Origin of the sequence: Plastoroseomonas arctica (assembly GCF_018128965.1) — a bacterium.
Taxonomy (GTDB): domain Bacteria; phylum Pseudomonadota; class Alphaproteobacteria; order Acetobacterales; family Acetobacteraceae; genus Plastoroseomonas; species Plastoroseomonas arctica.
Genome location: NZ_JAAEDH010000012.1, coordinates 89893 through 106955, shown reverse-complemented (window position 1 = coordinate 106955; position 17063 = coordinate 89893). Strand labels below are relative to the sequence as shown.

The following is a 17063-nucleotide window of genomic DNA, read 5'->3' as shown; positions in this document are numbered from 1 at the left end:
GCAGGCATCAGGAGTTGATGTTCCGATGCCTACACACGCTTAAGCTTCCCCCGCGGGCGCCGAAAGGCCCCGGCGGATATTACTTGGAAGGAAGAGCTTTGTCGGACGGTTGCTTCGGTTCGCGTGCGGCGAGTTCCGCGGCACGATGGCGGAAAGTCCGGGCGGCTGCCCAGTTCTCGCAGTCGGTGACGCGATACAAAATGCGACGCGGACCACAGCGAACGAACGCGGGCCCGTCACCAGTGGCACGCCACCGTTGCGCGGTGCGGGCAGGAACACGGTAGCGGTCCGAAAACTCCGACTCGGTCAGGTATTCTGCTGCAATAGGAAGTGGTTCGCTCACAGTCATTACAGGACCTCGTTAAAAGCCCTCGAGACCGGAGGATGAATGCGAGCGAAAACACTTGCATCCGCGTGCAGTCGATGCACTTGTCCTGCCGTTGCCCTCGAGGCAATGGTTGTTTCTGAGCAACCCTTGCCCCTGCCGCGTTGGCGCGCGGTGGGGGCGTCCTGCTTGTAGGACACCCCCGTTTCGGGAAAAAGGTCGATAGGCATGGCGCCGCAAGGCGGCGCTCCTTGCATCTACGCCGCACCCGCCAAAAACAACACCCCAGATGGTATTTTTCATAATATTTCCTCGGGAACTCGCTTTCGAACGGAGCAGGTACTTTGCGCCGACGAAAACTCTACGAACCAAAACCTACTGACAATAGGATTGCGGATGCAAAACAATGTTTTTATTTACTGATTTAGCTACACGTATTATGAATTATTTTTTATCTCCGGCAGTTAATACAGCTCCGGTCATTTGTAGTATTTTCGCCCGCGACGGCTGTTTTTCGGACGACATGCTGCTGGCTGATGGCCAGCGGTACGCTGCGCGCTTCATCATTGGGTTAATCGGAGGACGGGGACCGGGCACCCCCTGGAGGCTTCGCCCGGAAGGTCTTCTGTGCCTAGGCGGGCCCGGTCACAATGCCGAGGTCCACAAAGCTATGCTCCGGCGCATTTGCCCAAATGCGGTCGCGCATGCAGTAGTCTGAGCATCTTGCCGTCCCAGCTCGCTCCGCCGGTGCTGACGAAGCCGCAGGTCACCGCGTTGCCCAGGACCGCGTTCCCTCGCGGGTGGCGTACGAGGCGTAAAATTCGTTCCATGGCTCCGCTGCGACCCCACCTGGGAAAGGCGGTTCGGAGAGGCAGATCCGCTGCGGCATCGCGCAGTCAAGCGCGGCTGAGGAATCGCTGGCCGCGCCAGGCGAAGACCTGGAAATAGAGCACGTCGCTGGCGATGCCGCGGAGCCCCAAATACTCGACGATCCACTCCGAACCCGCATCCAGCGCAGCAGCGACGAAGACGATGGTGGTCGCTGTTCAGCTGGTCACCGAACCGCGGCTCGAAGTCGGCGGCGAGGCTACAGCCGGGCGGGAGCAGTCGTAGATGGCGGCGATCTCATCCGGATGCAGACCCTCCACCTAGTTGGCGTAGTCGAGCGCCTGGGCGACCACATCGCAGGGGGTTCGGTCGAGCTTGAGCTCAATTGGAACCAGGCTGCCGTCTGGAGCAATTGCCAGCTGGTCCATGCGGCCGGCATGCAGGGTGCGTTCCTGCCGGCCGATGAGCATGCAGGCATCCCATAACATCTGCAGCACGGCGACGATCATGTCTTCAAGCAACTGTTCGCTGTGGAGCTGCGCGGCGTCGAGCGGCGCGGAGTTCAGGGCGACGGCCCAGAAGCCGGCTTCTGGCCTGGGCCGGTATTGGCCGGGAGTAGGGTGCGATGGGCAAATGCGGCACGGGGCCGGGAGCGGACGGACAGCGCTGCGTGATCTTGGGTCAGTTCAGTAAGCCGAGCCTGGCTGGACCAACTCTGCTGCCCTGAACCTGGACCCCGGTGCGCGCGCCAGCATGGAGCGGCGACTGGCGGGGAGCGCTCGGGCCTTTCGACGTGAGGGCTACGCCTCAGCCATTCCCTTCACCCAGGCGGAATCGCCGCCAGACGACGACGATGGGCGCAAGCGTCATCACCAGCAAAATGCTGCCGATGACCAGCGCGGTGATCGTGCGGTTCCACAGCCGATCCAGCCCGAAATCCGTTGTCGCCCATTCCGGCCGTGCCGGGTCCGCCAACAGCCTGACCGAGAAATGCCCCAGCCCGGCGCTGGCGAAAAGCAGGTTCATCTCCCGTGTGGCGGCCCGGGCGCCCCTCGTCGGTTCAATCGAAATATCGCAGGTCGTGATGACCAGCCTCGTGCTGCAGGACGCCGCCGAAACTCGGCCCTGGGTCGCAGGCGAGGCACTTCCCCGCACCTGCCAGTCGGTCACGAGGTCCGGCACCATGAAAATGCCCAGGGTGGTCAGCATCGCACCGAAGATCAGCGTGCCGAGCAACGACCAGAGGGCCTCCTGCTTGCCGCTGCCGAGGGGCGGAAGGGTCGGTGGTGGCGATGGCGGCGGTGCCTCGCGCATCTGTTCGGCGATAGCCGGGGCCGGGGCCGTGCCGCTGGGCGGGATGACAGTATCGTCGCTCGCCTGCTCGGCCAGCAGGCGGCGGGCGAACTCCGCCCGGCGATAGGCGGCGATCAGCTCCATGAACCCCTCGGCCTTCATGGTCTTGGGGGGCGTGCCGCCGAAGGTGATGATGCGGCGTCCGGCATCGATCTTCACCCGCCGCCGAGCGCCGCGATGCCGCGCGGGAAGTTCCGCCCGGTGCGACAGGAGCAGCCGGGTGGCGACCCCGGCCTTGCCAAATACGAAGTCCACATCCGCTACCTGCCGCCAGGGAATGGGCCGATCCAGCCCGACCACTTGCAGCGCGTCGGGCGTGAAGGTGACGAAGGGTCGCTCACCGCGCCGCCAGGCCAGGATGCCAGGGATGAGGAAGACCAGCGCCAGAATCGAGGCCGCGCCGAGCACGATCGACAGCTCCTGGGTGGAATGGCCAGGCACGCCGGTGACCGCCAGCCCGGCGACGGTCAGGCCGAGGACGGCGCCGAAGGCGATCAGGACCATGCCGCCCAGCCGGGTGTTCTCGCTCACCGTCACCGGTCCGGCAGGGATGCCATGCGCGGCCTGTTCCAGCGCCTGGAAATGCTCGCGCGCGGCCTCCCGGGCGGCGGCCAGAAAATCTGCGCTGGCCTCCCTGCAAAGTCCCGAAGGGTCATTGAACAATCCCCTGAGCCGTTCGCCGGCCTTTTCGGGCCCCGGCACAATGCGCATATCGGACAGTAGGGCCGCGTCGATTTGCCACCCCAGGGCGGCGATGCGCTGGCGCGTCGGTGGGTGCGTGTCGGTGGGGTGCGGCTGGATGTCCTCCAGATAGGTCTCCGGGTCATCCGGGCCGCGGGCCGCGGCGTGCGCCAGGGTGGCGGCCACGAGGTCAGGGGGTGCCTGAGATGGCTCGCGGAACGCCGCGCCTAGCAATTCGTCGATCCGCGGCTGGCAGCCGCCGGTGCGCAACAGGGCCCTGATCTGGGCCTCGGCCGATGTCGCGCTGGCCCCCGCCGCATCGGCCTCGAACTCGCGCCGCCTGCTCCAGTGCCGGACCGCATGGTGGAACTGGTTTATCACAAAGGAACCCAGCCGCAGTGCCGGCCGGGTCAGGAGCGAGGGCCGGCCGTCGCCGCCCATGCCGGCCCGGAACACCGCGTCGAGCGAGCGCTCGACGCCCATGTAGATCGGCAGGAAGCGTTGACTGTACTCCGTATCCCCGCCCGAGAAATGCGCCAGCTCGTGGCCGATGATGGCGGCGACCTCATCCTCCCGCAGCAGGGGCAGGAGCGACAGGGGCAGGTAGAGCGTGCGCCCGGTCAGCGCCGCGTTCCCGGGCTGCAGCACCTTCGCACCGGAGCTGACGAAGAAGCCGCCCGTGACCCCAACAACGACGTTGTCGGGCCGGAGCGCGCCCAGCTTGGCAGCCAGGTCATCGACCATGCGCCACAGACCCGGTGCGGCCTCACGCGGGACCACGCGGCCTTCGATCGGCAGGGGATCGGGGGTGAAGGCACCGGCCGCGTGACGCAGCCCCAGCACCGCCGCCCCCGCCGTCCAAAGGCAAAGGACGATGCCGCCCACGATCAGGGCCGCCACCTTCACCCCGCCGGAGGAGAGATTGTCGTTGGCCAGGATCGCCATCCCCTCGAACCCCATGGCGGCGACTGAGGCGAGGGCAACCAGCAACACTTGTGCCCCCAGCAGCGAGGGAAGAACGCGCCTGGTGAATTCAAAGCCCTGCACCAGTGCATCCCGCGAACCCCGCCCGAGGCGGGCCAGGAGGACGGCGCCGAGCAGGATCACCAGCGAGAGCGTCGAGGCCAGGGCGGCACCCACCATTACCACTGGTGCCAATTTCTGCCGCCAGTGGAAGAGGGTCACCGTGGAGTTGGCGTCCGCCTGCGCCCCGCGTGCCCGCTCCAGAGCAAGGGGGCCAACGTAGTTCTGACCGCCCTGCTGGAAGCGCATGCCGAAATCGACGCGTCCGTCGGAGGGCCTGGGCCGGGCTTCGAGGCTGGCCACGGTCTTGGTGAGTTGAGTCGCCGTCGCCTCCACCGCCATGAGGTCGTCAGCGCCGCGTTGCTTTTCCCAAAAGCCGAGCAGGGCGATGGCCAGGGGGAGCAGCACCGTGACGGCGACTAGGCTGAGCGTGGCGAAACCGCCAAGTTTTGACGGCAAGGCCGAAGCGTTCATCATACTGAAATGTCTCGCCAATTAGGCGACTGGCATAGCCCCCCTAGCGATTGCCAGTCCAGTCACGCGCTTTCCTCAAAGGGCGAAATGGCGAGGCTATAAAATGCCTGAGCAGCGGGGGTGAGCGCCCAATCGATCAATTGAGCGTCGCAGCGCGCTCCATGAATGAGCGGTCGGATGTTCAATGATTTCACTCGATGGCGACTGGGCCGCCATTCATCAATCGCGACGTTCGAACATGGCTGGATGGACGACGGATTTCGAGGCCAGCGAGCGGTCCGCTGAACATCCTGAATGGACGTAAAACAGACACTGGGCTCCTCCGTCAGCCGCGCGCTAGGTGCTCGCGGTGGCGCTCCCATAGGTCGGGGAATGTGTCGAGGAGTGCGGATAGCATCACGCCATTTGGTGCATACCCATCGAGGATCGCTTCCAGATCTGCGGTATGCGAGACCCGGCCCGCGATCAGCGCTGCCCGGATGGATGACGAGGTCGCCGTTTCTTACCCCTCCGTCTCAGGCATTGGGGCGCGCGCATTGGCGGCCAACCGTTTGATGGCGGCGGCGAATTGTATCGAGGTGGCGCTCGCACCAACCATGCGGAGCACAAGCCGGATTGGAGCAAGCAGCCCGGGACCGTCTTCCAGCCCACGGTACGTGACGCCCGCCACGGCGAGCCTGCGCATTGAGGCGGGCACCAAAGAAATGCCCAGGCCCGCCGCGACCAGGCTGAGCGTCGCCGGCAAGCGAGGCGCGTTCTTCAAGACGCTCGTGAAAAGCCCGGCCGTGCGGCAGGCCGCCAGGATGGCGTCGTAGAGGCCGGGCCAGGTCACTCGCTGCCATATCCGTCTCGAAGCGAACGCGTCGCCGGTCCGGCGTTGCGAAATCCCGGCGCGGCCCTCCGCGGTGGGTCCGGTGCTGGTGTACGCGGCGACGGAAGTGATGGACATCGACCGCAACGTGGCCATCCTCAACGCGATCTCCTTCAACCAGCCGCTCCGCGGCATCCTTGGCTGGCTCACCTGGAACGACAGTAGATGATCATCAGTTACAGCTTCAATCATCGCGCAGGGACCGTGCAGCTGCGGCGTCGCGACAACGGCACTTGGCTGATCGTCTTCCAAGGCGAGTACCGGGCGCACTGGCCGACGCCGGATGCGGCAGTCAGATGTATCCGCAGCGGGCAAACCGGGCTGAAATCCTGGGACGAACGAGCCGACAAACAGGACGTGCCGGATTCCCTAGTGGACTGGTATCCGGTCCACGCACGCCGGTAGAACGGGGCCGCAGGAATGACGTCGAGCGCTGCCCATCAGGCGTCCCTCTGCGACGTGTGCTGCGGCAGAGTCGGCATGGGGATGACACGGAGCGCCTGCTGAAGATGTGGGAATTCGTCGGGATCGCGGGCGCGATCATAGCAGCGTGGATAGGGTTTCGATGGCTCGCAACGGCGCGTTCCGTCGCCGACAATAACCAGGGTCAGCCGGGTCGAGCGATGGAGGACCGCGAGCCCGTGGTGCGGGGCGCGGGTGGGCCGACGCCGGAAAGGAGCGGTGGCCGCTGGAAGCACCTGTCGAACCTCAATATTCCGTTGCAGATCAACTATGCGGACGCCAACGGCGTGCTCACCAGCCGACGGATCGACGTCCTCGCCATCTATCGTGATTTCGGCGAAGAAAACCCCTTCGACCTGGCGATGCGTGCCTGGTGCCACCTGCGGCGCGACGAGCGGACCTTCTACACGAGCCGCGTGCAGGGCGCGAAGGACGGCGCGACCGGCGAGGTGATCCCCACTGCCGATCTGGGCATCTGGCTGATGATGCAGGCGGGCGAACATCCGACGTCGCCCCGCCCGGAGGCACCGCCCGGCCGCTTGAGTATGCGGCGCCTTCGGACGCCCCCTAAGGTCACCGTGCAACGACGCCGCGCGCAGGGCGATATCGAGACGTTCGACGTAGAGATCACCGAGATCGAGCTGGCGGGCCGCGTGCCGTTTGCATTTAGCGGCTGGGCGACGCGCCGCAGAGCCCCACAGCAGCGGGGCATCACCGGCCACCGCCGCTTTCGGCTTCGCATGACGGATGGTGGTGACCCACCGATCACAAGCCTTACGACTGCCGGCGCGGACGCGCCGGATTCCGCGCCTCATCGATGGCTCGCGGAGCAGAAGGGGAAGTGACACAGCCAGCAGGCGGTGAGCAGCCTGGCAAGAGAGGCGGCGGCTCGCGGCAGCAGCACGGCTTGGAACGCTGCGCGCCCCCCTTCCATGCATATGAGAACCCGCTCGCCGCTGTCGCGGCGAACAATCTGGATTTTCCGCAACTCGGTGGTCAGCATCACGGCGCCCGAGTCATCAGGCAGCCACTTATGGAGCTTCGCCATGGCGGTCTCGATTTCAGACGTGCTGTCGATTTTCTCCTCCATCAAGGATTGGATGCGGCTTAAACCCTTGCCCGATCGGGTCGATGCCCTGGAACGGCGACTGGCGGCTTTGGAGGCTAGGCGCAGCAGCAGCCCGGATCTTCTGGCGTGCTCGAGATGCGGCATGCGCACATTGGTGGTGAGCGAGCGGCCACACCCGACCTTTGGCGGTTTCGGAATGAAGCAACTGACCGTCAGCTGCCCGTCCTGCCTCACGCAAAGCACCCGCGAGTTCGACCCGGCCAAGGACCCGCCCTTGCATCGCTGACATCACGCGACGGCATCCCGCAGCCGCGCGCGGCTCGCCGAGGTCTGCGGCCGCCGACTTGGATGGAGCGAAGGATATCAGCGGCGAGGCGGAAAGTCGTTGCAGGGTCAAAGCGATGCCGCTACCATTAATGGGTGTTCAGGCGGAGTTGAGCACCGGGATGTTCTTTTCGGAGTTGGAGGAACAACTTGCGGTTGTCACCAACTATGCGTCGGCTCTGTCGACGGCCTACGTGGCCTTGATAAAAGCCCTCGCCGACAAGGGCTTGTTGGAGCAGGCCGAGATCGAGGCGCTGCTGGCGATCATCCCGCCGGGACAAGTGCCCATGCCGCTCGCATTGCCCGACCAGACCGTGACAGTGGAGACGCTGAGGGCAATCGCCACGAACACTCGTCCCTTGCCGACCGGCGAATAATACCGCTCCTTCGGTACGCAGGCCCAGGGCTGCCAGGAGGCGCTTCACGATGGCGCCCCGAATCGCGGATGCGGCAAGGTGGCGGAGACATAGTGGAGGGGCGGATGCGCGTGATGGTGCTGGCCGCGGCCCTGGCGGCGGGGATCGGTGGTCAGGCTTTGGCGCAGGACGAGCTGCCGCCGCTCCCCCAGCTTCAGGCGATAGTCGACGGTGCTGCCTTTATCCGTGCCGCAGTGGTGGCGGAGACATGCGGGCTTCGTGCAGAGGACTGGGTGGTCTCACTGCGGGAGTCGGCGGCGGCCGTCGTGCTGCGGGGTGCGCGCAGCAACGGACGCGAGGATTTCGGGCGAGGCTTCGTTTCCGCCACGGTCCTGTTCGCCGCCCAGGAAGCTGAGCGATATGGCGCTCCGGGCTGCGATCGGTTTCGACGCTCCGACCTGCTGCGCGACGCGGACACGCTGGTGCGAACGATCCGCGAGATGCAGAACCCGCCCGCACAGGCACCCAGGCAGCGCAGAGGGTGAGGGGACAGACATCAGGCGACGGCCCCACGGCTGTCGGTGGAGGCTGGTGCTGCGCGCATGAAGTCCCTCGCCGCGACCGCGCCACCACGGTAAGCGCCCCATGGAGTTGACCTCAGGTTTTCGCTGTCCTTCGATTTGCGCGTGCGAAGCCGTCATGGAGCACCTGCCGTCAGAGTGCTGGCGAAGAAGCCGGCCAGCTCGGTGGCTGACAAGGCCACAAGCTCTGGCCAGGGACGAACCCGCACAGGAGCTTCCGTACCGACCGCCGGTAGTAGGGTCGGCGCGCCCAGGCCAAAAGGCGGATAGTCCCAGGCATAAGTCGCGCCCGCGAAGGTGCGCTGATGGAGGCGCAGACCCGCAGCTTCGAAGCGTCTAACGACGGGCGCGCAGGCGTTGCATCAGGGTGAGTGGAGGCGCCGCGCCCAGAGAAGGTTGGAACCCGGTTCCTACCGCTGCAACGGTGGGAATCGGGTTCTAACTTTCTCTGAAGCGCACCTACTGGCACCTGACGTTCGCGTCCGTTAAGCGGTGTGGAGTCTGAGCGCGCTCGTGCTCGCCTTTAACGCTTTCGCTATACCCATTCTCTACCACTCAACCACGTCGAACACCCGGTCTGCCGAGGCGATGATCCGGGGCAGAATACTGGCGATGGGCAAAAGCGGGACCGTCGGCGGCGAGACGATCATCGCCGGATAATCAGCTCGCCTACTCCATGCGGATCTGCATCTCCGCGAGCTTGCGGCCCCAGAAGGCGCTCTCCTCGCGGATGGCGGAGGCGAAGGCCTCCATCGATCGGTCCGGCGGCGGCTCCATCCCCTCCACCGCGATGCGCCCGCCGAACTCTTCCATGGCGACGACGCGGCGGCCCGCGGCCTCATAGATGGCGAGGATGTCCGGGGAGGTTCCACCTGGCGCGAAGACCGCGTGCCAGCCGTTGATGACGGCGCCTTGCAGCCCCGCCTCTCGTAGCGTCGGCACCTCGGGCAGTGCCGCCAAACGATGAGCGCCCGTCACCGCCAGGGCGCGCAGCTTGCCGTCGCGCACCAACGGAATCGCCGGCGCCGGCGAGCTGAAGATGAGCTGCACATTGTGCGCCACCACGTCGAGCAGTGCCGGGAGGCTGCCACGGTAGGGCACGTGCTCCATCTGCAGGCCGGCGGCATCCGCGAAGACCACGGCGGCGAGGTGGTTGTTGCTGCCCACCCCCGCCGTCGAATAGGTCAGGCTCCGGGTGCGTGCCAGCGCGATGAGATCCGCCACGCTGGCGACGCCGAGGTCCGGATCTACCGCTAGCACATATTGGTAAGAGGCTGCCTGCACGACCGGCGTCATCGACGAGATCAGCTCCGTCCCCGGGCCGCGCTGGAGATGCGGGTTCACCACGATATGCGTGCTGACGCAGTAGAGCAGCGTGTTGCCGTCCGGCCGCGCGCGCGCCACGGCCGACGTGCCGATATGCCCTGCGGCGCCGCTGCGGTTCTCAACCACCACAGTGCGGTTCAGCTCGCGCGCGAAGAGCTGCGCGAAGCTGCGCCCAACAATGTCGGTGCCACCGCCCGGAGCATAGGGCACCACCATGGAAATAGCCTGCGGCTGGGCCTCCGCCACGCCCACTCCCAGTAGCCCCAGGCCGGTGGCGGCTTCCATCACATTCCGGCGTGAGAGCGACATTACGCCATCTCCTCGACGCGCGCCGCCCCGGTTCTGTCGGTGCCCAGGATGGCGATGATGCGCGCCGCATCCGGCAGTGTCTCGAAGCGCGCGACGTCGCCGATCACCTGCTCGGCCTCGGCATCCGAGAGCAGCCCGGCGACGTTGCCGCGGAATTTCTCCTGAACTTCAGCGATGCTCACGGGGTTCTCCGGGCTGCCGCGGCGGGCCAGTTCCTTGTGTCGCAGCCTGCGGCCGTCCCGCGTCGTGACCTGCATCTGGCAGGCGTGGCGGAAGAAGGGCCCCATGGCCTCGATCTCCGCATCCTCATGGCCGCGCATCCGGCCGATGAGCTCTAGCACTTGAGGGTCGCGCAACCGTGCCTCGGTGAGGTCCGCCGTCGTCACATTCCCACCCAGCGCCACGACAGCGAGGCCGAAGAAGAGGTTCATCTGCGCCGCAGTGATGCCGGCCGGCTTGTAGGGCCAGGCCGTGTGTACGTATGTCATGCGGCTGCAGCCGATCTCGACCAATTCGATGTCGCCATGCGCCAGCGCATTATCCGCCATCAGCCACCGCAGCGAGTCGAGCGCGGTGTGGATGCTGGTGACGGTTGGGTACATCTTGAAGCCGACATTCAGCGTTTCCCAGCTCTCGCCCAAGCCCTGGGTCAGCTTCTGTGGCGCCGGCCGGCTGGAGAAGCTGCTGAGATAGCCGCCATAGCCGGCCTCCAGGATGTCGCTGATCCCCGTGAAGCCCTTGGCCGCAAGCTCGGCACCAAGCACGCCGGCCTGGGCGGCGCGCCCAGCATGCAGGCGCTTTACCATGGCGCCTTCCTGCGCCGCCATGAGGCCTGAAGCCATGGAGCCGGCGATGCCCAGCGCGTGCTGCATCTGCACGGCGTTCAGCCCCCGCATCTTCCCGGCGGCGGCGGCGGCGACGAAGGTGCCGCTGGTCCCCTGCGGGTGGAAGCCGTCCAGGAAGAGCGCCATGGTCGCGGCGTTTCCAACGCGGGTGCCAACCTCATAGCCGGCCACGATGGCTGTCAGCATATCGCGCCCCGTCGCGCGGCTGGCCTCGGCATACCCCAGCGCGATCGGCGTCGTGAGCGAATTGGGGTGGAGGATCGATTCCTTGTGCATGTCGTCCATCTCGAACGCATGGCCCCCTGTGCCGTTCACCAGCACGGCCTGCGACACCGAGCCGCGGCTGCCGGTGCCCCAGAGCGAGGCCACCGGCGTGCCCCCCTCCGCCGCTGTCACCTGCTGGAGGATGCGCGTCCAGGGCAGCGTCGAGCCATGGAGGCAGACGCCGATTCCGTCGAGCAGGCAGAGCTTGGCCTGGGCGATGACCTCGGGGGGGATGTCCTCGTAGCGCAGGTCGGCGGCGAAGCGCGCGAGGTCGCGCGTGGCGTTTTCGAGGAGGGGGGGGTTTTCACTCATGACATATGTCCGTGCTTCCTCGGCAAGGCATAAGGGCAGAGCAACCCATGGTCCAATATATTGTCATTGGGTTGATCATATGTTGTTCATATAAGATGGAACTCCGGCATCTTCGCTACTTCCTCGCCGTGGCGGAGGAACTGAATGTCACCCGAGCGGCGCTGCGCGTCGGCATCGCCCAGCCACCTCTGACGCAGCAGATCCAGGCGCTGGAGGCCGAGCTCGGCGTCGCGCTCTTCCACCGTATCGGCCGCCGCATCGAGCTCTCCGCCGCCGGCACCGTCTTCCTGGCGGAAACGCGCGCCGTGCTTGACCGGGCGGCGCAGGCCGTCGCCATGGCCCGCCGCGCCGGGCGGGGCGAGATCGGCAAGTTGCGGATCGGCTTCACCTCCTCGGCCTCCTTCAGCCCCTTCGTGACCGAGGTGCTGAAGACCTACCGCGCGCAATGGCCGGAAGTGGAAGTTGCGCTGGAGGAGCATCGCAGTGCTCTGCTCATCGCCGCGCTGAAGGCCGATGACCTCGACGCCGCCTTCGTCCGACCGCCTCTAACGCCGGATGCGGCCATCGAGGTGCAGTGGCTCGTCCGGGAGCCGATGGTAGCGGCTGTGCCGGTCGATCATTCGGCGGCAGGACGGCGGGCCGTGCGGCTGGAGGCGCTGCGTGACGACCCTTTCATCCTCTATCCTCGGCGCGGCGGCTCGGGGCTGTCGGACCAGATCGTCTCGGAATGCCTTCGCCTCGGCTTTTCCCCGCGGGTCGGCCAGGAGGCGCCGGAACTTGCCGCGGCGATCAACTTCGTCGCCGCCGGGATGGGCATCGCCGTCGTGCCCGCCTGCATGCGGCATCTTCGCCCCGATGCCGTCCGATTCCTGACGCTTGAGCGCAGTAGGCTTCGCGCGGAGCTCGGCCTGGCGCAAGGCCGGGCCGACCGGTCGGAGACCGTGTGCAAACTCGCCCACCTTGCGGGAGAGGTGCTCATCCAGGGCCACTCACGAGCGCTGCGAGGGAGCGAATACGTCAAGTCCTGAATCACCCTCTCGGCAGAAATCAAATCCGTCTTGCGCTGACGACCATCAGCGGGGACGGCGCAATTTCCGCAGTTGCGTCGAGGTCCGGCGCATATCAAAGAGCATCTGGTACCCGCGGACAGTGGCAAGGTTTGTTCATGCGTAATTTATTCCCGCGCTATCTGGCCCGGCTGCAGGAGTTCCGCGAAGACATTGAGGATGTCCGTATCAAAGGCCATACCTCCGAAGAGTGGGGCAACGTCACGCTGGCAACCGCACGCGCGTCCGCCGGACGATCTGGCGCGCCATCGACGGGGCATGCGCGATGACGCCCGCGAAAAGATCTGGCCTTCGCCGAAGCACATGGCTCGCGACATGCGCGATCCGCATCGGGGTGGCGAGCCTGCGCCGCCAGGCCGCGTGGAACGCCGTCGCGCTCTGCCCGGCGAGGATCGAGCTCGCCGCCGCCATGCCGCCGGCGAGTGCCATGGCCATGCCGTCCCCCAGGAATGACGGGATCACCGCGAACTGGTCGCCCACGCGCCATACATCGGGGTCCGCGCCCACCGGGTCGCGATGGAGGAAGCCATAGGGCACGCCGGCGATGGTCAGCGGGCGCGCCATCCTGGGCTCGGCCCCTTCGAGCAGAGTGCCGGCCAGCCCCGAACCCGAAGCGACCAGCGCCAGAAAGCCCGCCGCATCGCGCGCCGCGGCCGCCTGTCCCGGTGCGAGAGCCGCGCAGAGATTGGCCTCATCGCCGGCGCTCGGCTGCAGGCCGGCATAGCCGCCCGCGAATGGCAGAAGCGTGACGGCGCTGAGCGGCGCGCGCAGTGTCAGATGCAGCTTCGCCCCGGTCCATCCCTCCGCCGCCGTGGCCCGAGGCAGCGCGCGCAGCCCGTGCTTCCCGGTGGCGAGGATCAGATGTGGGGCTTGCAGCAACGTGCCCTCCGCCAGGCGCAGCGACCATCCGCCTGGCACGCGCGCGGCATCGCGCACCGCCTGGCCGCGCAGAATGGTCGCCCCCGCGGCTGTCGCGGCGTCGAGCAGCGCCGCATCCATGATCGCACGCGGCAGGCCGAAAGCGAGGAAGGGCAGCGCCATGCGCGCCTCGCCACCGCCGCGCCGGGCGATGCTCGCCTCGGCGATCGGCGCGCCGCCGAGTGCCGCCGGGTCCACGCCAAGGGCGCGCAGGCATTGGATGGCATCCGCGCCCAGGAATTCGCCGCAGACCTTCTCGCGGGGGGCGGGTTCACGTTCAACCAGAACCACCCCCCGCCCGGAATGCGCGAGGATGATGGCCGCGGCCGCGCCGGCCGGCCCTCCGCCCACGATCAAGATGTCGGGGTCATCCATCGCGGCGCTCAGCCCTCGGCTTGGGCGGAGACCGCCCAGCGGAAGGGGCATTGCCATCTGATCTGCGCCGCGACGCCCGCCTCGGCCGTCACGCGCTGCCAGTCGCGGCGGGTGAAGGCGCGCGCCACGGAGATCGTCGAATCATGCACCACCATCGGGTCGAGCCGCAGCAGCCGCGTCCCGCACCACAGCCCCAGCCAGGGCACGGGATGGCGGTGCAGATCATTGATCATCCAGCCGTGCGCTGCGTGCTGCGCCATCCAGCCCAGGAAGCGGACCAACTCCGCATCGGGAAGGTGATGCGTGAACAGCGCCGAGATCACCACGTCATACCGCGCGTCGGCGGGCAGATCGAACAGATCGGCGCTGATCCAGGCGCCCGGCGTCCCGGCGTCGCGGGCGGCCAGCAGCGCGGCAGGGCTGCGGTCGAGGCCGGTCAGCGCCACCGCGATGCCGCGATCCCCACCCCAGCGGTGAATACGCCGCAGCATATCCCCACCCCCGGCGCCGACATCGAGCACGGAAAGGGATTTGGCGCCTGTGCGGGCCACGAGCCTGTCGAGAAAATGCAGGGTGGGCCGATAGCCGAACGAGATGCGGTTGAGGAATTCCAGATCCCTGAGCGCGGAGCGGAACGCCGCCTCCGTCTGCGTGGCATCATCCATCCACTCCGTCTCGTCGCTGCGCGTGCCGAGCGAGCGCCGCGCCATCAGACGGTCGTGAAGCGCATGGTTTCGGCGGAGACGCCAGGTCCGAAGGCGATGGCGCAGCCGAACTGGCCGGGCGTCTGCTTCGCCATCATGTCGCGCAGCACGAACATCACCGTGGCCGAGGACATGTTGCCGTGCTCCCGCAGCACGGCGCGGCTTTCCGCGAGCGCACCCTCGGGCAGGTCGAGCCCATGGGACACCGCGTCGAGAATGGTGCGCCCGCCGGGATGAACCGCCCAGAGATCGACATCGGCGGGCCTGGCGCCGCCCAGCATCGCCTCGGCGAGCATCGGCATCGCGTGGGCGACGGTGAAGGGAACCAGGCCCGAGAGCGTCATGTCGAAGCCGCTGTCACCGATGTGCCAGGTGATCTGGTCCGCCGCCTGCGGCACCAGCGCGGCGTGGAATCCATCGACACGAATGCCACCGGGATCGGCGGTGACAAGGGCGGTGGCGCAGCCATCGGCGAAGATCAGGAAGGACAGAAGCTGCTCCATGGCCGTGGTGCCCTGCAGGTGCAGCGTGCAGAGTTCCAGGCACATCACGATCACCCGCGCGCCCGGATCGCTGCGCACGATGTGCCAGGCCGATTTCATTGCATTGATGGCCGCCTGGCATCCCATGAAGCCGATAACGGTCCGCTCGACACTGCCGCGGATGCCGTATTCGTTGACCACCCACTGGTCGAGGCCCGGTGCGGCGAAGCCCGTGCAGCTGGCGAATATGATGTGCGTCACGCCCTTTGCTTCATCGGCGAGGCCCAATCGGTCCAGGGCCATCTGCGCGAGGGCGGGCGCTTCGCTTTCAAAGCGGGCGATGCGCGTCTTGGTCGAAGGGTAGGGCTGCCCGAACGCGTAGAAGCCGCACGTGGTTCCGCTACCCCGCGGTTCCGATGCCTCCAGCACAGACCATCGCTTCTCAATCTGGCTGCGCGCCGCCATGCGATGGAAGGTGGTGGAATTGCGCCCATCGAGGACATAGCGGCCGACCAGAATGGTGAACGCGTCATGTACCTGATGTTGCGGAACAGCGCAGGCGATCCGATTGATGAAGACCTGGGACATGCGCGGCTGTTACGCCAAGGCCATGGCACCGACAAGCGAGGCGCCGGGCGCAGCGAGGTCTATCCGCGATTCGTGTGATGGGGCCTGAGTGCATGGCGCGTGTGGTGCGGCGCCCATCGGTCTGGCGCCCCAAGAGCCCGAAGGCCTTGTGTCTCTCTAACCGCCGCCCATGCGCGATGATGAGTGTCCTCCGCTGCCGGATGCGTGCGATGCGCTTGATCGGGTGTGCGGCAATGCGTTCGAGCAGCAAGAGGAGGTAGGCGGTGCTCGCCGGAGGGGTGCGCTGCCTCCAGAGTGCGGCCAAGTTAAACGCACCTCCGCCAGCCAATGCGGACCCGCACCGCAGCAAGGGGCGTGCGGCGGTTATCTGGCAGGGGTGTGAAGCTCAGGGTTCGGGTTGTAACCCTTGGCGCGCGGGCGCCTGCGATCAAGTGCCAAACGGCTCCTAGCGGATCAAGGTGGTGCCCGCTTTATACGGCGGCTGATGGGGAGCGAATTAGAAGCCCCGAGTGACCCGCGAGTTCCGCGCTATCGCCGATAACGCTGCCGCCGTTGCTTAGCGTTCACGATCGATAAGCATCGATCTAGCTGCTTCGCCAGTGCCTCAGCTGTAATCTGTATCCGCGTCGCGCGGACACTGACACTTTCCACCGTCTCGCATGAGCGCAACACCGCCTCGCTGCAGGTCCGCTGTCGCGACAACAGCAACGCAAATTCCAGATCTCTTCGGGTGTCTTGCATTCCTACGGAACCTTTCTGGCTGCCCTCCTATCCGACATCAGTCCGGACCGGGTCTCCCGCACGGCACCGGCGGTCGGGTTGAGAAACGCATCGAAGCGGGCCTTTACGATCGCGTAGCACTCGCACGACGCTGCTTCCAACCCGGTGCGATCCTGGACCTGCATCGTGCCGCGGCGATAGTTGATGAGCCCCTGGTTCTTGAGCGACTGCGCCGCGAGCGAGATCGACGTCCGGTTAGCGCCCATGATGCGCGCGAGGAATTCATGGGTGTAGCTCAGCGCCTCACCCTCCGCACGATCATGCATCATGAGGAGCCAGCGGCACATACGCTCCTCCACGGAATGGAGCGAGTTGCAAGCTACCGTCTGCATTACCTGCGACAACAGGGTCTCCGAATAGCTGACGAGGAGATCCTGCATGTGCGCGCATTGCTGAAACTCGGCGCGCAACGGCTCGATGGCGCATCGCAGCATCGGACCTTCGAGCTGAACGGTGCAGCGATTGAAGGAGACGCGGCTGTACATGGCGGAGAACAAACCGAAGGCTCCCTCGCGTCCTATGTTTGCGCATTCGATCTCAGCGCCGTTTTCCAACACGGTCAGCAGCGACAGCACAGCCCCTTCCGGAAAATAGGCATGGGTCAACGGGGCACCCGCCTCGCATACGGTCTCGCCGAGCTTCACCTCAACCGGCTTCATGTGCCGAGCGATCCGCTCGCGTGCTTCTGGCGGAAATGCGGCATGGAGATGATTTCGATGAAGCGTCTTATCGACTTGAGGCGTCAC

Annotated in this window: 16 protein-coding genes; 6 read left to right on the top strand and 10 right to left on the bottom strand. The window is 66.3% G+C overall.

Features of this window, described 5'->3' with window-relative positions; genetic code table 11:
- Window positions 1–1473 precede the first annotated feature (1473 nt).
- The 3 genes from GXW79_RS11940 to GXW79_RS11930 form a co-directional block, all read right to left on the bottom strand.
- Window positions 1474–1662 carry a PDDEXK family nuclease gene (locus tag GXW79_RS11940; RefSeq protein ID WP_211874615.1) on the bottom strand — a complete coding sequence of 63 codons (189 nt, stop codon included), beginning with the start codon at window positions 1660–1662 and terminating at the stop codon, window positions 1474–1476.
- Window positions 1663–1960: 298 nt separating this feature from the next.
- On the bottom strand, window positions 1961–4618 hold the full coding sequence (locus tag GXW79_RS11935) for a M48 family metallopeptidase (protein WP_211874614.1): 2658 nt from the start codon (window positions 4616–4618) through the stop codon (window positions 1961–1963).
- A 568-nt stretch (window positions 4619–5186) separates the two neighbouring features.
- On the bottom strand, window positions 5187–5633 hold the full coding sequence (locus GXW79_RS11930; RefSeq protein WP_211874613.1) for a LysR substrate-binding domain-containing protein: 447 nt from the start codon (window positions 5631–5633) through the stop codon (window positions 5187–5189).
- Between the two features lie 87 nt (window positions 5634–5720).
- On the opposite strand from GXW79_RS11930, the gene GXW79_RS11925 reads away from it, so the two are divergent.
- The gene (locus tag GXW79_RS11925) at window positions 5721–5960 is read left to right on the top strand and encodes a hypothetical protein (RefSeq protein ID WP_211874612.1); all 240 of its coding nucleotides are present in this window, start codon (window positions 5721–5723) and stop codon (window positions 5958–5960) included.
- Between the two features lie 104 nt (window positions 5961–6064).
- On the top strand, window positions 6065–6862 hold the full coding sequence (locus GXW79_RS11920; protein ID WP_211874611.1) for a hypothetical protein: 798 nt from the start codon (window positions 6065–6067) through the stop codon (window positions 6860–6862).
- Here GXW79_RS11920 and GXW79_RS11915 read toward each other — a convergent pair.
- The gene (locus GXW79_RS11915; RefSeq protein WP_211874610.1) at window positions 6829–7065 is read right to left on the bottom strand and encodes a hypothetical protein; all 237 of its coding nucleotides are present in this window, start codon (window positions 7063–7065) and stop codon (window positions 6829–6831) included. The genes GXW79_RS11920 and GXW79_RS11915 overlap by 34 nt on opposite strands.
- On the opposite strand from GXW79_RS11915, the gene GXW79_RS11910 reads away from it, so the two are divergent.
- The 3 genes from GXW79_RS11910 (at window position 7064) to GXW79_RS11900 (ending at window position 8311) form a co-directional block, all read left to right on the top strand.
- Window positions 7064–7372, top strand: coding sequence for a hypothetical protein (locus GXW79_RS11910; protein ID WP_211874609.1), 309 nt, complete (start codon window positions 7064–7066; stop codon window positions 7370–7372). The genes GXW79_RS11915 and GXW79_RS11910 overlap by 2 nt on opposite strands.
- Window positions 7373–7430: 58 nt before the next feature.
- The gene (locus tag GXW79_RS11905) at window positions 7431–7787 is read left to right on the top strand and encodes a hypothetical protein (protein WP_211874608.1); all 357 of its coding nucleotides are present in this window, start codon (window positions 7431–7433) and stop codon (window positions 7785–7787) included.
- A gap of 104 nt (window positions 7788–7891) precedes the next feature.
- The gene (locus GXW79_RS11900) at window positions 7892–8311 is read left to right on the top strand and encodes a hypothetical protein (RefSeq protein ID WP_211874607.1); all 420 of its coding nucleotides are present in this window, start codon (window positions 7892–7894) and stop codon (window positions 8309–8311) included.
- A gap of 705 nt (window positions 8312–9016) precedes the next feature.
- Here the strand turns inward: GXW79_RS11900 and GXW79_RS11895 are convergent.
- Both GXW79_RS11895 and GXW79_RS11890 read right to left on the bottom strand, forming a co-directional pair.
- Window positions 9017–9982, bottom strand: coding sequence for a Bug family tripartite tricarboxylate transporter substrate binding protein (locus tag GXW79_RS11895; protein WP_211874606.1), 966 nt, complete (start codon window positions 9980–9982; stop codon window positions 9017–9019).
- Window positions 9982–11403, bottom strand: coding sequence for an MmgE/PrpD family protein (locus GXW79_RS11890; RefSeq protein WP_211874605.1), 1422 nt, complete (start codon window positions 11401–11403; stop codon window positions 9982–9984). Before GXW79_RS11890 ends, GXW79_RS11895 begins: the two co-directional genes overlap by 1 nt.
- A 95-nt stretch (window positions 11404–11498) precedes the next feature.
- Between GXW79_RS11890 and GXW79_RS11885 the strand changes: the two genes are divergently transcribed.
- Window positions 11499–12431 carry a LysR family transcriptional regulator gene (locus tag GXW79_RS11885; protein ID WP_211874604.1) on the top strand — a complete coding sequence of 311 codons (933 nt, stop codon included), beginning with the start codon at window positions 11499–11501 and terminating at the stop codon, window positions 12429–12431.
- Between the two features lie 240 nt (window positions 12432–12671).
- Here the strand turns inward: GXW79_RS11885 and GXW79_RS11880 are convergent, their stop codons facing one another.
- The 4 genes from GXW79_RS11880 to GXW79_RS21810 all read right to left on the bottom strand — a co-directional run bounded on the left by GXW79_RS11880 (window position 12672) and on the right by GXW79_RS21810 (window position 17063).
- Complete coding sequence (locus tag GXW79_RS11880; protein WP_211874603.1) at window positions 12672–13763, bottom strand: NAD(P)/FAD-dependent oxidoreductase; 1092 nt, start codon at window positions 13761–13763, stop codon at window positions 12672–12674.
- A gap of 8 nt (window positions 13764–13771) precedes the next feature.
- A complete protein-coding gene (locus GXW79_RS11875) occupies window positions 13772–14473 on the bottom strand; it encodes a methyltransferase domain-containing protein (protein WP_211874602.1) in 702 nt (233 codons plus the stop codon).
- Entirely contained in the window at window positions 14473–15537 is a 1065-nt protein-coding gene (locus GXW79_RS11870; protein ID WP_211874601.1) for a type III polyketide synthase, read from the bottom strand. The genes GXW79_RS11875 and GXW79_RS11870 overlap by 1 nt, the downstream gene beginning before the upstream one ends.
- Before the next feature lie 743 nt (window positions 15538–16280).
- Complete coding sequence (locus tag GXW79_RS21810; RefSeq protein WP_211874600.1) at window positions 16281–17063, bottom strand: Crp/Fnr family transcriptional regulator; 783 nt, start codon at window positions 17061–17063, stop codon at window positions 16281–16283.

Excerpts from the sequence above, each read along its gene's own strand:
- GXW79_RS11875 (WP_211874602.1), bottom strand. The coding sequence starts at position 14,473 with ATGGCGCGGCGCTCGCTCGGCACGCGCAGCGACGAGACGGAGTGGATG.
- GXW79_RS11920 (WP_211874611.1), top strand. The coding sequence starts at position 6,065 with ATGTGGGAATTCGTCGGGATCGCGGGCGCGATCATAGCAGCGTGGATA.
- GXW79_RS11900 (WP_211874607.1), top strand. The coding sequence starts at position 7,892 with ATGCGCGTGATGGTGCTGGCCGCGGCCCTGGCGGCGGGGATCGGTGGT.
- GXW79_RS11895 (WP_211874606.1), bottom strand. The coding sequence starts at position 9,982 with ATGTCGCTCTCACGCCGGAATGTGATGGAAGCCGCCACCGGCCTGGGG.
- GXW79_RS11915 (WP_211874610.1), bottom strand. The coding sequence starts at position 7,065 with ATGGCGAAGCTCCATAAGTGGCTGCCTGATGACTCGGGCGCCGTGATG.
- GXW79_RS11870 (WP_211874601.1), bottom strand. The coding sequence starts at position 15,537 with ATGTCCCAGGTCTTCATCAATCGGATCGCCTGCGCTGTTCCGCAACAT.
- GXW79_RS11930 (WP_211874613.1), bottom strand. The coding sequence starts at position 5,633 with ATGTCCATCACTTCCGTCGCCGCGTACACCAGCACCGGACCCACCGCG.
- GXW79_RS11885 (WP_211874604.1), top strand. The coding sequence starts at position 11,499 with ATGGAACTCCGGCATCTTCGCTACTTCCTCGCCGTGGCGGAGGAACTG.
- GXW79_RS11890 (WP_211874605.1), bottom strand. The coding sequence starts at position 11,403 with ATGAGTGAAAACCCCCCCCTCCTCGAAAACGCCACGCGCGACCTCGCG.
- GXW79_RS11925 (WP_211874612.1), top strand. The coding sequence starts at position 5,721 with ATGATCATCAGTTACAGCTTCAATCATCGCGCAGGGACCGTGCAGCTG.
- GXW79_RS11910 (WP_211874609.1), top strand. The coding sequence starts at position 7,064 with ATGGCGGTCTCGATTTCAGACGTGCTGTCGATTTTCTCCTCCATCAAG.
- GXW79_RS11940 (WP_211874615.1), bottom strand. The coding sequence starts at position 1,662 with ATGATCGTCGCCGTGCTGCAGATGTTATGGGATGCCTGCATGCTCATC.
- GXW79_RS11880 (WP_211874603.1), bottom strand. The coding sequence starts at position 13,763 with ATGGATGACCCCGACATCTTGATCGTGGGCGGAGGGCCGGCCGGCGCG.